A 13,901-nucleotide genomic window follows, 5' to 3' on the forward strand; every position below is an offset into this window, starting at 1 on the left:
TGCGCGGCGCAAGCCGGCTGCCGGCCAGCCTATGGCGTTTAGGATAGCGCTACCAGTCCCGCCGGCAGAGGCAGCCCTGCCAAACTTGCCGAGATGCAGTGCAGCAACATCTCACGCATTCTCTAAAGACATGACTATAAATGAAATGATGGTTGAAGCTCCGCTATCGATTCCTCCGAATCGTGCCTTACGCGTCGTCGGCGATGTCCATGGCGACGTGAGCGCCTTTGCCTATGCCGCCGATACCGATCGGTTTGTGATCCAGCTTGGCGATCTGGTCGATTACGGGCCGGACAGTGCCGGCGCCCTGCGCATCATGTTCGACCTCATCGATCGGGGCCAGGGGCTGTTCCTGCTCGGCAATCACGATCTCAAGCTCGCGCGATTCCTGCTCGGCCAGAAGGTGCGCAGCAATGCGGAACTGATCGCGACCCGCCGCCAGATGGATGAGCCGCTGCGCGCCCGCTTTCTGGCGGAAGCCGCGCGCGCGCCGCTGTGGCTGCAAAGCGGACCGCGCCTTTTCATTCATGCCGGTTTCCATACCGATATGCTGCTGGGTCCGCCGCCGCCGACCGAAATCGGCCGGGCCGTGGGCGTCAATGCGCGCGCGCTGTTCGGGGAGCCAACGGGCATGACGCAAAGCGACGGCTTCCCCGAACGCAGCCTGCGCTGGGTGCATCGCATTCCGCCGAATATCACCGTCTATGTCGGCCATGACCGGCGCAGCCAGGACGGCCGGCCGCTGGAACAGCCGTCGCGCGCCGGCGGCCGCGCCGTATTTCTCGATACCGGCGCCGGCAAGGGCGGCCATCTGTCCTGGATCGACCTGCCGCCCCTGGAAGACAGGATCGAGGCCGCCGCCGCGCGGTCATGAGAGTGTTTCAGATTTTCACTGAAACAACGTCATTCCCGCGTAGGCGGGAATCTTCTTCCTCTGGCCCGCCAAGGCTTAGAAGATGCCCGCTTTCGCGGGCATGACGGTTCCTGAACTGCTCTACCCCCGGCCGGATGGCACGCGCTTGCGCGCCTTGAAGGCGGCAACCATCTGCGCGGTATCGGCTTCGCTCGGCAGCTTGCGCGCGACAGCGGCCGAAGGCTTGCGGCCCGCCGCCGCTTTCGGGCGGTCACCGCTATCGGCTTTGGCAGCAGGCACAGACCCCGACAGAAGATTGCGGGGAATTTCGGTGATGAACCGCGAGGCGTGGCTTTTCCACTGACGCCGGCGATGCACATAGCTCAGTCGCAGCGTGAAGCGCGCGCGCGTCAGGCCGACATAGAACAGCCGCCGTTCTTCCGGCAGCGTGCCTTGCTGTTCCGCCTTGCGGCTGGGGAAAATCCCCTCTTCCAGCCCGGCCATGAAGACATGATCGAATTCCAGCCCCTTGGCACGATGCAGCGTCATCACCTGGATGCTGTCCGGCCCCTCGGCCTCCACATCCAGCGCGCCGAGGGCGGCGGCTTCCGCGAAATCGCTGACCGAACCCAGCCTGTCGGCCCGGCCCAGCAGCGCCTGCCAGGACCGGCGCAAGGCCGCGCTGTCGCTGAGCGCGTCGGCGAGGCCGCTGGCCTCGGCCGCGATCTGCAAGGCCTCGGCCGGTTTGGCGCGGCGCGCCAGAATGCGCTTATGGATGACGCGCGCGACATCCAGCACGGCAGCGAAGGCCCGCCGTTCCGGCTCGCTGATCGGTGCGCTGGGCACGGCTTCGGCGAAGGCGATCTCATGATCGGTCGCGTGCTGGCGCAGCTGGGCGAAGGCCTGGCCGGTGACAGGCCGGCGCGGCAGCACGCAGGCCCGGCGGAAAGCGTCATCCGCCGCCGCGTCCCAACGCTCATGCTTCTCATCGGCGTCATGGCTCATCGCCAGGCGCAGCCAGGCGATAACGGCCAGCACTTCGCGCGGCAGATCGGCCTCGCGGTCGCTGACCATCTGCACCGGCACGCCGGCCTCGCGCAGCGCATCCATGATCGGCTCGGCGACGAAGCCGGCGCGGATCAAGACCGCGCATTCGCGCAAGGGCTGGTTCGGCGACTGATGCCGCAAGGCGCGGATCCAGGAGATGACGGCCCGCCCCTCCTCCTCCGAGGTCTCGACGCCGTTCAAAGCGATGGCGGCACCCGCGACGCCGAGCGGGGCCGCCGAATGCAGGGTCTTGCGCAGCGCTTCCGGATCTTTGGCGGCGATGGCATTGGCCGCCGCCAGAATGGTGCGGGTGGAGCGGTAATTGGTTTCCAGCTTGATGGCCGCACGGGCTTTCGGGAAATCCTGGCCGAAGCGGCGGATATGGGCGATTTCCGCCCCACGCCAGCCGTAGATGGACTGGCAGTCGTCGCCGACCGCGAAGACGCGGCCATGGCCCGAGGCCAGCAGGCGCAGCAGCCGGTGCTGGGCGGCATTGGTATCCTGATATTCGTCGACCAGGATTTCGCTCCAGCGCGCGGACCAGCGTGCGGCAAGCGCCGGGTCCGTCTCCATCGCCTCCGCCGGCACGACCAGAAGATCGTCGAAATCGAGCACGCGCTGGCGGCGCAGTTCCGCGACATAGGCCGGCATGACGGTGACCGCCTGATCCATCACCTCGCCCTCGAAGCGGGACAAAGCGGGGGTCTTGGGCGGCCGGGCTTTCGGCTTCACGCCGTAATTGCGCAGGAGGGAGACCGCCTCCTGCACCATCGCCATTTCCTTGACGTCCTTGATGCCGGTCAGTTGCCCGACCAAAGCGCGGGCGCGGGGCGGGTCCAGAATCGTGAAGCCGCGCGGGGCGGCGTCCACCAGCCCCGCATCCTCGGTCAGCAGCCGCGCCATGCAGGCGTGAAAGGTGCCGACCCAATGCGGGGCGCGCGGCCCCAGCTTCGCCGCCATGCGGGCGCGCATTTCAGCCGCCGCGCGATTGGTGAAGGTGATGCAGAGCAGCCGCTCGGGCGGCTCGTCCTTTTGCAGGATGAGGTCGATGGCGCGCCGGGCGAGGGTTTCCGTCTTGCCGGAGCCGGCGCCGGCCAGGACGAGTTGAGGTGCGGGGGCGATGGCGGCCGCGCGCTGCGACTCGTTCAGCCCCTCCAGATGATCCGACATGGGCGCGCTGGTATCATGCGGGCCGACGGAAGTCAGGGGCAGTTCGCGGCGAGCAGTGTCGCGTCGGCCGGTGGCGGCCGAACGGGGCGTGCCAGCAAGGCCCCCAGCGCAAGGGCGAGGCGAATCGAATGCAGCGTCTGGCATTCCGTCACCAGATGATCCTGCGCGTCGAAGAAATCGGCGCGGGGGTAACGGCCTTCGGTTGCAAGGGTCAGGAACTGCGCACCGGCGGCTGTGTAGGTGGCGGATAAGGTTGTGCCAAGGGCGGCATCCGGTGGCGCATCGGCAAATTCGGTGGGAAAGCCGCCGATGACGGCGATGCCATGCGCGCGCGCCCAGAGCAGGAAGCTTCCGATTTCCTGCGTGCCGTAACCGGCGCGGATCGTGCCGGGTGACGGATCGGGGCGATGGAGCGCCGCCAGAAAGGCCCGATTCGCGGCCGCCCCGGTAAGACCGTGGCCGATGCCGTCACCGACCGCGTTGATCTCAGAAAAAACAGGATGCGCCATGGCCGGATGCAGCGCCGCGGCGGCTTGCTCCACCACGGACGCCACCGCCTCCGGCAGCGTGCCGGACAGCAACGCCGGCATGGCTTGGCTGATGCCCAGATGGAGCAACAGAAAACGGTCCCGGCTGAGCATCAGGCCAGCTTCCGGCCCTGTCCGCGCGGCGCCGGGCGAGACGGCATATTGCGCCAGTTCCATGGGCATATAGAGGATGTCGCCCGGCCGCAGCACCGGCTTCCACAGCGCGAACTGATAGTCCAGACCAAGGCCCAGCGCGACGCCGCCATTGATGCAGGGCAGCGCCAGCATGGCGCCGATGATGGCGCAGGAATGGGAGAACAGGGCGTTCGACCCGGCCAGGATGATCAGCCGGGGTGGCTTTTGCCGTTCCGCCGCCGCGATTTTCCGGCCCAGCGTCGCGCGCAGCGTGCCGAGACTCAGCGGCCGGTCGAGCAGGACAGCGAAAGCCGCCATATGCAGCAGGACAGCGGCCATCATTAGTCCAGCGACGCGCCAGACGGGGCGCATTGCCTAGCAGCGGGTCGATTGTGATGGGAACGCCACTTTGCTGTCGCCCCCGGACTTGACGCATTTCGGAGCGATGAGCCTCAACGCTTGAGCATCCTAAAACCGGAAATACAGAAAAGGCAGCGCAGCACCGGCGAAGAGCAAGGCCTGGACCATAAAGCCGCCGCCGGCGAGCAGGCTGGCGGATCGCCAGCGCGCCGAAGCTTGGGCCGTATTGGGCAGAGCCAGCACGATGATCCAGCCGAGCGTGAGTAAGGCAGCCGCTTCCGGCAGGCTGAGCGTGCGCGCATCCCCCAAACCCGGCAGCACCGGCACGGCGCGGGCAAGCCGGCCCAAAGGCGGCAGCAGCGCGATGAGCGCGGCCGGCAGTGCCAAACCGTTCAGCCCGGCCAGCCCCCGCAGCATCGCGATTGTCGTTGCCATATCCGGCGCACGAAACGGCACCCAGGCCAGCAGCACCGCAATGAGCGTGACAGCCTGCGCTGCGACACGCGGCAGTCTGCAAAGCGCCGCGCGATCCCACAGGTGATGGATGATGAGGTAAAACCCATGCAGGCCGCCCCAGAGCAGGAAGCGCCAGCCCGCGCCATGCCACAGGCCGCCGAGCAGCATGGTGAGCATGAGATTGGCCATGCGCCGCGCCTCACCATGGCGGTTGCCGCCGAGCGGAATATACAAAAAATCGCGCAGGAAACGGCTGAGCGTCATGTTCCAGCGCCGCCAGAAATCCCGGATCGTGGCCGCCTTATAGGGGCTGTCGAAATTCTCGGGAAAACGAACGCCGAAGAGGCGCGCGAGGCCGATGGCGATATCGGCATAGCCGGAAAAGTCGAAATAGATTTGCAAGGCAAAGGCCAGCAGCGCGACCCAGGCTTCCAGTAAGGTCAGCGGCAGGCCATGCGCCGCCGCATCGAAGCCGCGATCGGCCAGCGGCGCAAAACTATCCGCCAGGACCAGCTTCTTGGCGAGGCCGAGCAGGATGCGCGTCAGCCCCTCGGCGCTATCCTCGGCCTGCAAGGCGGCCTGCGGCGCGCGGGCGATCTGCGGCATGATCTCGGACGGGCGCACCAGCGGCCCGGCCAGAAGATGCGCGAAGAAGGCGACGCCATTGGCATAGGTCAGAAAGCCAAGCGCCGTCCGGCGCGGCGGCGCGACACGCGCGTCCCGTAAAACCATCAACTGCTGGAAGGTAAAGAAACTGATGCCGAGCGGCAGGGTGACGGGCGGTGCCGGCAGGTCAGCGCTGCGAGCGATCATGCCGCCATATTTGAACAGGCCGAGCAGCGCCAAATTGCCGACGATGCCCGCGATATACCACGGCCGGCGCGCGACTTTCGGCAGAAGCCACCAATTGCCGAGGATGGAGGCCGCCAGAAGCAGACAATCGGCCGCATTGCCGAAACCGTAGAAGATGAAACTCGCCGCCAGCAGCAGCGCGAGGGCCGCATCGCCGCCCCACACACGCGCTGAGACCGCGAAACTTACCAGCGTCAGCGGCAGGAAGCCGAGCAGGAAAAGCGGCGTACCGAACAGCATGACCCCAGCTTGCGCATGCGATTTTCGTTTCGTAAACGGATTATTATTGCGTCCCCGTTTTGTCATCTGCCGGCACGGTGCTATAGCGCTGCGGCATCATCCCTGGCCTGCCTGATGCGGCGGGGATCCGATGCGACCTGAGAGAGACGCATCGTGACCGACGACCTGCTTCCCAATCCCGCCCTTCTGCCGGCCGGTCTGCGTGACCTGCTGCCGCCTGATGCCGAGATCGAGGCGCGCTCCATCGAAGCGATGATGGAATGCTTCGCCCGTCACGGCTATCAGCGCGTGCGCCCGCCGCTGGTGGAATTCGAGCATAGCCTGCTGGCCGGGTCCGGCGCCGCCGTCTCGGAACAGACCTTTCGGCTGATGGACCCGGACAGCCAGCGCATGCTGGGCCTGCGCGCCGATACCACGCCGCAGGTCGCGCGCATCGCCAATTCGCGTCTGGCCCAGGCCCCGCGCCCGCTGCGCCTGTCCTATGCCGAGCAATGCCTGCGCGTGCGCGGCAGCCAATTGGCGCCCGACCGCCAGATCAGCCAGGCCGGCATCGAGCTGATCGGCTCCGACGCCGTGGAGGCCGATGCCGAAATCGTCCTCGCTGGCGCGGAAGCCCTGGCCGTGCTGGGTCTGACCGAGGTCAGTTTCGACCTGACCCTGCCGACCATGGCGGCGGTGCTGCTGGATAGCGCAGGCCTTGCGGCCGACCGCCGCGCCGCACTGGCCCATGCGCTGGACCGCAAGGACGCCGCCGCCGTCACAGCACTCGGCGGCAGTATGGCGAAAACCCTGGCGCGCCTGCTGCTGGCGGCAGGCGAAGCGACGCCCGCGCTGGCCGCTTTGCATGAGGTCGACCTGCCGGACGAGGCGCGGGTTCTGGCCGACCGGCTGACGGCCGTGGTGGGCGCCATCCGCGTTCGCGCGCCGCATCTGCGCCTGACCGTCGATCCGCTGGAATTTCGCGGCATCCGCTACCATACCGGCCCCTGCGTCACGATCTATGCGCTGGGCCATCAGCAGGAACTGGGCCGGGGGGGGCGCTATATCAGCGGCGAACGCGAGCCCGCGACCGGCCTGACGCTGTTTCCCGATGCCATTTTGGAGGCCGCGCAGGCCCCGGCTTTGCGCCCGCGCCTTTACGTGCCCGCCGGCACCGATGCGGCTGCCGCCGCGCGCTTCCGGGCGGAGGGCTTCGCCACCATCGCCGCCCTTGGCGACGAGACCACCGAAAGCGCTGCCGAAGCGCGCCGCCTGCTCTGCTCCCATCTTCTCAAAGATGGCGCGGCAGTCCCTCTTTCCTGATCCTATAAGAAGAATTCCGGAGTACCCGCTCATGGCCAATGTTGCGATCATCGGCGCCCAATGGGGCGATGAAGGCAAAGGCAAAGTGGTCGACTGGCTCGCCAGCCGCGCCGATGTCGTCGTGCGTTTTCAGGGCGGGCATAATGCCGGCCATACGCTGGTCGTCGGCGACCAGACCTATAAGCTGTCGCTGCTGCCGAGCGGCCTGGTGCGCGGCAAGCTGGGCATCATCGGCAATGGCGTGGTGGTGGACCCGGAAGCACTGCTGACCGAAATGGCGCGCCTCCAGGCCCAGGGCCTGGTGATCACGCCCGAGACGCTGCGCATTGCCGAAAACGCGCCGCTGATCCTGCCGCTGCATGCGGCGCTGGACCGCGCCCGCGAGGCCGCCCGTGGCGAACACAAGATCGGCACCACCGGACGCGGCATCGGCCCGGCCTATGAGGATAAGGTCGCGCGCCGCGCCATCCGCCTCTGCGATCTGGCCGAGCCCCAGACGCTGTCCGCCAAGCTCGACGAGTTGCTGCTGCATCACAATACGCTGCTGGTCGGCCTGGGTGCCGAGCCTTTCGCGAAGCAGGCGCTGCTGGACCGGCTTCTGGAACTGGCCCCGATTCTGCTGCCCTTCTCCGAACCGGTCTGGGAACGGCTGGACGAAGCCCGCCGCGCCGGCAAGCGCATTCTGTTCGAAGGCGCGCAAGCCGTGATGCTGGACGTCGATCACGGCACCTATCCCTTCGTCACCAGCAGCAACACGGTGGCGGCGACGGCGGCATCCGGCTCCGGCGTCGGGCCTTCCGTGGTCGGCACCGTGCTCGGCATTGCCAAGGCCTATACGACGCGCGTGGGGTCCGGCCCCTTCCCGACCGAGCTATTCGACGAGACCGGCAAGCTGCTGGGTGAGCGCGGGCATGAATTCGGCACCGTCACCGGCCGTCCGCGCCGCTGCGGCTGGTTCGATACGGTGATGGTGCGGCAGGCGGTGAAGGTCGGCGGCATCCAGGGCCTGGCCCTGACCAAGCTGGACGTGCTGGACGGCCTGCCGGAACTGAAGCTCTGCGTTGGCTATGAGATCAACGGCCAGACGGTGCGCCATCTGCCGGCCGCGATGGGCGCGCAGGCCGCCGCCAAGCCGATCTATGAGACGGTGGAAGGCTGGCTCGATTCGACGCGCGGCGCGCGGTCCTATGCCGACCTGCCGGCGCAGGCCATCAAATATGTCCGCCGTATCGAAGAACTGGTGGAATGCCCGGTGACGCTGCTCTCGACCAGCCCGGAGCGCGACGACACCATCCTGATGAAAGACCCCTTCGAGGGGTGAGGCGGCGAGAAACCGCAAGCCTCTGTTAGAGCAGCCTCCCCAACCGTCATGCCCGCGCAAGCGGGCATCTTCTCCTGGCCACGACACCTGCCCCAGAAGATCTCCGCTTGCGCGGAGATGACGGCTTTGCCGTGAAAACCCCCAAAACGCGAAAAGGGCGGATGGTGAACACCATCCGCCCTTTCGATGTCAGAAGCCGAGCCTGCGCCAGCGCAGGCTGCGCGCTGATTAGCCCTGGCGGGCCTTCATGCGCGGGTTCTTCTTGTTGATCACGTAGACGCGGCCACGGCGGCGCACGACGCGGCAATTCTTGTCGCGAAGCTTCGCGGAACGGAGGGAGTTACGCACCTTCATAGTTCAAGCCCGATCTTGGCAAGCCGGAACCGCGAACGGCCCGGGCTGGAGTTTCTATATAAAACACAGAGAAGGCCGGTCTCCCGGCCCTGTCGTCGTGGCTGGTGCATAAGGAGCGGCAGCGCCGCTGTCAATCAATCCCGGCGACTTCCGCTCATCGTTACGGTCGACGGAGCCTTGCATGACCGGAAAAGCCACCGAAATCGCATCCCAAGGGGCCGTTCATGCCGGAATGGCGCGGCCATCGGCATCGGCAATGCCGACTCCGGCCGCTTGCCCGGCCGCCGCAAACATGCCAGTGCAGGCTGATTGCTAGGGTTTTAGGTGAGATTACGATGCGTCTGCTGATTACCGGTGGTTGCGGCTTTATCGGCTCGGCTGTGGTCCGTCATATTATTCGGGACACGGATCATTCCGTCGTCAATGTCGACGCCATGACCTATGCGGCGTCGGAAGACGCGCTGGAGGAAGCTTTCACCAGCAACCGCCATGTGCTGGTGCGCGCCGATATCGCCGATGCGGCGGCCATGCGTGAGGTTTTCGCGACCCATCAGCCGGATGCTGTGATGCATCTGGCCGCCGAAAGCCATGTCGACCGCTCGATCGACGGGCCGGGCGATTTCATGCGCACCAATATCATGGGCACGTTTACCCTGCTGGAAGCGACCCGGGCCTATTATGCAACGCTCGCGGGCGAGAAGCGCGAGGCCTTCCGTTTCCATCACGTTTCCACCGATGAAGTTTTCGGCGCGCTGGAAGAGAACGACCCGCCGTTCAACGAGCATACGCCCTATGATCCGCGCAGCCCCTATTCCGCGTCCAAGGCCGCGTCCGACCATCTGGTGCGGTCCTGGAACCATACCTATGGCCTGCCGACTTTCGTCTCCAACACGACGAATAATTACGGCATCTGGCATTTCCCCGAGAAGCTGATCCCGCTCGTCATCCTCAATGCGCTGGAGGGCAAGCCCCTGCCCGTCTATGGCGACGGCTCGAACAAGCGCGACTGGCTGTTTGTCGAGGATCACGCCGTCGCCTTGGTGAAAGTGCTGATGCAGGGCGAGCCGGGCGAGACCTATTGCATCGGCGCCCGCCAGCCGCGCACCAATCTGGAAGTGGTTCATGCCATCTGCGCCGAGCTGGACCGCCGCCTGCCCGATCCGGAAGGCCCGCGCTCGCGCCTGATCACCTTCGTGACCGACCGCCCCGGCCATGATTTCCGCTATGAAATCGACCCTTCGACGGCCGAGGCCGCCATCGGCTGGACGGCCGCGCATAATTTCGAGCAGGGACTCGCCAAGACCGTCGACTGGTATCTGTCGCACCGGGAATGGTGGGAGAAGATTCGCGGCGGCCGCTACCAGGGCCAGCGCCTCGGCACGGCGGGCTGACTTAGCTTTCCGCATCTTTTGACGACTGACGACAACCATTACGGAAGAATGAGATAGTCCATGAAAGGCATCCTGCTCGCGGGCGGCTCCGGCACGCGGTTGCACCCCATTACGCTGGCGACGTCGAAGCAGCTGCTGCCGGTCTACGACAAGCCCATGGTCTATTATCCGCTGACCACGCTGATGCTGGCCGGCATCCGCGAGATCATGCTGATTTCGACCCCGGCGGACCTGCCGCAGTTCAAGCGCCTGCTGGGTGACGGCTCCCGCTTCGGGCTTCAGTTCACCTATGCCGAGCAGCCGAAGCCCGACGGCATCGCCCAGGCCTTCCTGATCGCGAAGGAATGGCTGGCGGGTGACGCCTGCGCCCTCGCGCTGGGCGACAATATCATTCACGGCGAGCATCTGTCGGTGCTGCTGCGCGCCGCCGCCTCCCGCCCCGAGGGTGCGACCGTCTTCGCCTATCAGGTCCGCGACCCCGAGCGCTATGGCGTGGTCAGCTTCGACGAAGCCGGCCATGCGCTGGAAATCGTGGAAAAGCCGACGACGCCGCAGTCCAACTGGGCGGTGACCGGCCTTTATTTCTACGACAACCGCGTGACCCAGTTCGCCGAGGCGATCCAGCCCTCCCCGCGCGGCGAGCTGGAAATCACCGACCTCAACAAGCTCTATCTTGAGGAAGGCACGCTGCATGTGGAGCGTCTGGGTCGTGGCGCGGCCTGGCTGGATGCCGGCACCACCGACAGCCTGATGCAGGCCGCGACCTTCGTGCAGACCATCCAGTCCCGTCAGGGCATGCTGGTGGGCAGCCCCGAGGAAGTCGCCTTCCGCAAAGGCTTCATCGATGCTGACCAGTTGCGGGCGCAGGCGAAGGTGCTGGGCAAGACCGAACTCGGCCGCTTCCTGAACGAAGTCGCCGACGGCCATTTCTGACCTGACCTGACCTGACCTGAGCTGAGCGAAGCGGAGCCTGCGCCATGAATGTCGAACGCATGGAGATCCCCGAGGTCCTGCTCATCACCCCGCCGAAATTCGGGGATGAGCGGGGTTTCTTTTCCGAGACCTTCAACGCCAAGAAGCTGCTGGCGGCGACCGGCATCGACGGGCAGTTCGTGCAGGACAATCACAGCCTGTCCGTCCAGAAGGGCGTCATCCGTGGGCTGCATTGCCAGTTGTCCCCGTTCATCCAGGGCAAGCTGGTGCGCTGCGTGCGCGGGTCGATCTGGGATGTGGCGGTCGATGCGCGCGTCGGCTCGCCCACCTTCGGCAAATGGGTGGCGGCCGAACTCTCCGCCGAGAACTGGAAGCAGCTTTGGATTCCGGGCGGTTTCGTGCACGGGTTCTGCACGCTCGAACCCAATACCGAGGTCGTCTATAAAGTGACGGGCGACTACGACAAGGCGAGCGAAGCGGGCGTTATCTGGAACGACCCGGATCTGGCTTTGCCCTGGCCGGTGAAGCCGGAAGAGGTGGTGCTGTCCGACAAGGACAAGCTGCTGCCGACACTGCGTGATGCCGGCACGCTCTTCACCTACTGACGATACCGACTGACGATTGAGGCAAGCGCCATGACCATCGGCCCCATTCTTGTTACCGGCGGCAGCGGCCAGGTGGCGCAGGCGCTACAGACTCTCGCCCCCGGGCGCGACATGAATGTGGTGGTCGTCGGCCGGCCCGATTTCGACTTCGACGACGCAGAGACGCTGCGTGCGGTCCTTGCCAGCCGCCCTTGGGCCTATGTCGTCAATGCCGCCGCCTATACGGCGGTGGACGCGGCGGAAGCGGACGAAGCCGGCGCCGAACGCGCCAATCGCGACGGGCCGGGGCTGCTGGCCGAGCTTTGCGCCCTGTCCGGCACGCCCTTCATTCATATTTCGACGGACTATGTGTTCGACGGGTCCAAGGGCGCGCCCTATCAGGAGACCGACCCCACCAACCCGACCGGTGCCTATGGCCGCACCAAGCGGGATGGCGAGGCGCGCGTGCTGGCGGCGGGCGGTAAATCCATCATCCTGCGCACCGCCTGGGTCTATGCCGATACCGGCAAGAATTTCGTGAAAACCATGCTGGCGGCCGGGGCCAAACTGCCCAAGCTGCGCGTGGTGGCCGACCAGAAGGGCAGCCCGACCGCCGCCGCCGACCTCGCCGCCGCTATCCTCGCCATCATCCAGGTGATCGAGACGCGCGGCTGGGAACTGGAATTCGGCGGCATCTATCACGCGACCGGCGCTGGCGAGACGACCTGGCACGGTCTGGCGGTCGCGACCTTCGCGGAAGCCCAGCGTCATCATGGCCCCTCGCCCGAGGTCGAGCCGATCGCGACCGCCGATTGGCCGACCCCGGCGCAGCGCCCGGCCGATTCGCGGCTCGACAACACGAAGCTGTTCCAGACCTTCGGCATCCAGCTGCCCGACTGGCGCGCGAGCCTTGCCCGCACCGTCGACAGGCTGCTCGGGCCGGCTGGCTGAACCAGCCGATGAGCATCGCCCCGGATCGCCAGACCGTCGCGATTCTGCTCTCGACCTATAACGGCGCGGCCTATCTGCCGGCGCTGCTCGACAGCTTTCTGGCCCAGACGCATCAGGACTGGATGCTGCTCTGGCGCGACGACGGGTCACGCGACGACACGGCGGCCCTGATGCGGGAATGGGGCGCCGCCTATCCGGATCGTTTCGCCGAGGTCGCGGAGCCGCAAGGCAACCAGGGCGTCACCGGTAGTTTCATGGTGCTGCTGCGCGCGGCAGAGGCGGCCGGCTTTGCCTATGCCGCCTTCGCCGATCAGGATGACGTCTGGCTGCCAGAGAAGCTGGCCTGGGGCCAAGCCATGCTGGCGACCGCGTCGGCGGCGAAGCCTGCTTTGTATTGCGCACGGCAGGTGCTGGTGGATGACAATCTTCAGCGCATCGGCCTGTCCGCCACGCTCGCCGGTCCGGCCGGCTTTCCCGCCTGCCTGGCGCGGAATATCGCGACCGGCAATACCGTCATTCTCAACCGCGCCGCCCTGGCCCTGATCGCGCCGACCACGCCGCCCCGCGAGAGCTGGCACGACTGGTGGTGCTATCTGATGGTGACGGCGGCCGGCGGCCATCTGCTACGCGACGAACGCGGCGTTATTCTGTATCGCCAGCACGCCGGCAATGTCGTCGGTGCGCCGAGCTCGGCACCGCGCCGTGCGCTCGCCGCTGTGAAACGCGGTCCGTCTGCATTTATGCAAGTATTCAGGAAAAATGTAGCGGCACTACAAACGGAAGCGCGTGTATTCGACACAGATACGCGTCAGACGCTTGAAATCATTGCTCGCAGTCTGGACGGCAGCGCCGCCGCACGGCTGCGCGCCTTGCGCATTCCCGGCCTCGTCCGCAATTCCCGCCTACAAACCGCCCTGTTTCGGCTGTGGTTTCTAACCGGCTGATGACAGTCCCGCAATCTGGGCAGTGCAGACCCATCATAAATGTTCCAACCAATGGCCGGATCGCTAGCTTGTCGCACTGCAACAACTGAGATAGCAGAAAGCCAATTAATCTTTGTGCCGGCCCTTATCCGGATGGGCCGGACCTAATGTAACCGTCCGCCTCCCGAACCTCCGTGGAAGGACTTTCATGGCCCGGAACAAGGTCGCCCCGATCAGAACCGGTAAAACCGGCAGCGGGACTTATATGGGACTTGGCCTATCAGGCCCGATTTTCTGCGACCGCAGCGCGCATCCTCGCGCCGGCCGCCTCTCCGACATTCGCATTGACGACCGCCGCAAGCCGTTTGCCCTCGTGCAGGGAAACGGATTCCGGCCTGCCGTCGACATCAAGACCAATCACGCGGATCAGGCGGGCTCCATGAGCCAGATGCGAGCCGCGCGGTCCTTGATCGCAGTATCCAAGCAACTGGTGGGCTGAACC

At 66.0% G+C, this 13,901-nt stretch carries 13 protein-coding genes; 9 read left to right on the plus strand and 4 right to left on the minus strand.

Annotation, left to right across the window (positions count from 1 at the left end):
• Positions 1–145: 145 nt before the first annotated feature.
• Positions 146–874 carry a metallophosphoesterase gene (locus ASILVAE211_RS15675; protein ID WP_406566070.1) on the plus strand — a complete coding sequence of 243 codons (729 nt, stop codon included), beginning with the start codon at positions 146–148 and terminating at the stop codon, positions 872–874.
• 120 nt (positions 875–994) lie between these two features.
• On the opposite strand, the gene ASILVAE211_RS15680 is transcribed toward ASILVAE211_RS15675, so the two are convergent.
• The 3 genes from ASILVAE211_RS15680 to ASILVAE211_RS15690 form a co-directional block, all read right to left on the minus strand.
• Complete coding sequence (locus tag ASILVAE211_RS15680; RefSeq protein WP_227322286.1) at positions 995–3,070, minus strand: ATP-dependent helicase; 2,076 nt, start codon at positions 3,068–3,070, stop codon at positions 995–997.
• A 32-nt stretch (positions 3,071–3,102) separates the two neighbouring features.
• Complete coding sequence (locus ASILVAE211_RS15685; RefSeq protein ID WP_227322287.1) at positions 3,103–4,071, minus strand: hypothetical protein; 969 nt, start codon at positions 4,069–4,071, stop codon at positions 3,103–3,105.
• 129 nt (positions 4,072–4,200) lie between these two features.
• Positions 4,201–5,640: an MBOAT family O-acyltransferase gene (locus tag ASILVAE211_RS15690; protein WP_227322288.1), complete on the minus strand. Its 1,440-nt coding sequence runs from the start codon at positions 5,638–5,640 to the stop codon at positions 4,201–4,203.
• Between the two features lie 153 nt (positions 5,641–5,793).
• Here ASILVAE211_RS15690 and ASILVAE211_RS15695 point away from each other — a divergent pair, with 153 nt between their 5' ends.
• Positions 5,794–6,942, plus strand: a complete 1,149-nt coding sequence (locus tag ASILVAE211_RS15695; protein WP_227322289.1) for an ATP phosphoribosyltransferase regulatory subunit — start codon at positions 5,794–5,796, stop codon at positions 6,940–6,942.
• A 31-nt stretch (positions 6,943–6,973) separates the two neighbouring features.
• Positions 6,974–8,263 carry an adenylosuccinate synthase gene (locus ASILVAE211_RS15700; RefSeq protein WP_227322290.1) on the plus strand — a complete coding sequence of 430 codons (1,290 nt, stop codon included), beginning with the start codon at positions 6,974–6,976 and terminating at the stop codon, positions 8,261–8,263.
• 228 nt (positions 8,264–8,491) lie between these two features.
• On the opposite strand, the gene ykgO is transcribed toward ASILVAE211_RS15700, so the two are convergent.
• Positions 8,492–8,617 (minus strand): type B 50S ribosomal protein L36, encoded by a 126-nt coding sequence (gene ykgO / locus ASILVAE211_RS15705; RefSeq protein WP_227322291.1) that lies wholly within the window; start codon positions 8,615–8,617, stop codon positions 8,492–8,494.
• A gap of 335 nt (positions 8,618–8,952) precedes the next feature.
• Between ykgO and rfbB the strand changes: the two genes are divergently transcribed.
• From rfbB to ASILVAE211_RS15735, 6 genes are all read left to right on the plus strand, one after another.
• Positions 8,953–10,008, plus strand: coding sequence for a dTDP-glucose 4,6-dehydratase (gene rfbB / locus ASILVAE211_RS15710; protein WP_227322292.1), 1,056 nt, complete (start codon positions 8,953–8,955; stop codon positions 10,006–10,008).
• 60 nt (positions 10,009–10,068) lie between these two features.
• The gene (gene rfbA / locus ASILVAE211_RS15715; RefSeq protein ID WP_227322293.1) at positions 10,069–10,941 is read left to right on the plus strand and encodes a glucose-1-phosphate thymidylyltransferase RfbA; all 873 of its coding nucleotides are present in this window, start codon (positions 10,069–10,071) and stop codon (positions 10,939–10,941) included.
• A gap of 44 nt (positions 10,942–10,985) precedes the next feature.
• Positions 10,986–11,546 carry a dTDP-4-dehydrorhamnose 3,5-epimerase gene (rfbC, locus tag ASILVAE211_RS15720; protein WP_227322294.1) on the plus strand — a complete coding sequence of 187 codons (561 nt, stop codon included), beginning with the start codon at positions 10,986–10,988 and terminating at the stop codon, positions 11,544–11,546.
• Between the two features lie 30 nt (positions 11,547–11,576).
• Positions 11,577–12,476, plus strand: a complete 900-nt coding sequence (rfbD, locus tag ASILVAE211_RS15725; protein WP_227322295.1) for a dTDP-4-dehydrorhamnose reductase — start codon at positions 11,577–11,579, stop codon at positions 12,474–12,476.
• 8 nt (positions 12,477–12,484) lie between these two features.
• Positions 12,485–13,420 (plus strand): glycosyltransferase, encoded by a 936-nt coding sequence (locus ASILVAE211_RS15730; RefSeq protein WP_227322296.1) that lies wholly within the window; start codon positions 12,485–12,487, stop codon positions 13,418–13,420.
• Between the two features lie 187 nt (positions 13,421–13,607).
• Entirely contained in the window at positions 13,608–13,898 is a 291-nt protein-coding gene (locus ASILVAE211_RS15735; RefSeq protein ID WP_227322297.1) for a hypothetical protein, read from the plus strand.
• Positions 13,899–13,901 lie beyond the last annotated feature (3 nt).

The sequence above is a fragment of the Acidisoma silvae genome, assembly GCF_020618775.1.
Lineage (GTDB): Bacteria > Pseudomonadota > Alphaproteobacteria > Acetobacterales > Acetobacteraceae > Acidisoma > Acidisoma silvae.

What these genes read in the sequence shown, in the direction of transcription:
- ASILVAE211_RS15675 (WP_406566070.1), top strand. Translation starts at nt 146, where the DNA reads ATGATGGTTGAAGCTCCGCTATCGATTCCTCCGAATCGTGCCTTACGC.
- ASILVAE211_RS15680 (WP_227322286.1), bottom strand. Translation starts at nt 3,070, where the DNA reads ATGTCGGATCATCTGGAGGGGCTGAACGAGTCGCAGCGCGCGGCCGCC.
- ASILVAE211_RS15685 (WP_227322287.1), bottom strand. Translation starts at nt 4,071, where the DNA reads ATGGCCGCTGTCCTGCTGCATATGGCGGCTTTCGCTGTCCTGCTCGAC.
- ASILVAE211_RS15690 (WP_227322288.1), bottom strand. Translation starts at nt 5,640, where the DNA reads ATGCTGTTCGGTACGCCGCTTTTCCTGCTCGGCTTCCTGCCGCTGACG.
- ASILVAE211_RS15700 (WP_227322290.1), top strand. Translation starts at nt 6,974, where the DNA reads ATGGCCAATGTTGCGATCATCGGCGCCCAATGGGGCGATGAAGGCAAA.
- ykgO (WP_227322291.1), bottom strand. Translation starts at nt 8,617, where the DNA reads ATGAAGGTGCGTAACTCCCTCCGTTCCGCGAAGCTTCGCGACAAGAAT.
- rfbB (WP_227322292.1), top strand. Translation starts at nt 8,953, where the DNA reads ATGCGTCTGCTGATTACCGGTGGTTGCGGCTTTATCGGCTCGGCTGTG.
- rfbA (WP_227322293.1), top strand. Translation starts at nt 10,069, where the DNA reads ATGAAAGGCATCCTGCTCGCGGGCGGCTCCGGCACGCGGTTGCACCCC.
- rfbC (WP_227322294.1), top strand. Translation starts at nt 10,986, where the DNA reads ATGAATGTCGAACGCATGGAGATCCCCGAGGTCCTGCTCATCACCCCG.
- rfbD (WP_227322295.1), top strand. Translation starts at nt 11,577, where the DNA reads ATGACCATCGGCCCCATTCTTGTTACCGGCGGCAGCGGCCAGGTGGCG.
- ASILVAE211_RS15730 (WP_227322296.1), top strand. Translation starts at nt 12,485, where the DNA reads ATGAGCATCGCCCCGGATCGCCAGACCGTCGCGATTCTGCTCTCGACC.
- ASILVAE211_RS15735 (WP_227322297.1), top strand. Translation starts at nt 13,608, where the DNA reads ATGGCCCGGAACAAGGTCGCCCCGATCAGAACCGGTAAAACCGGCAGC.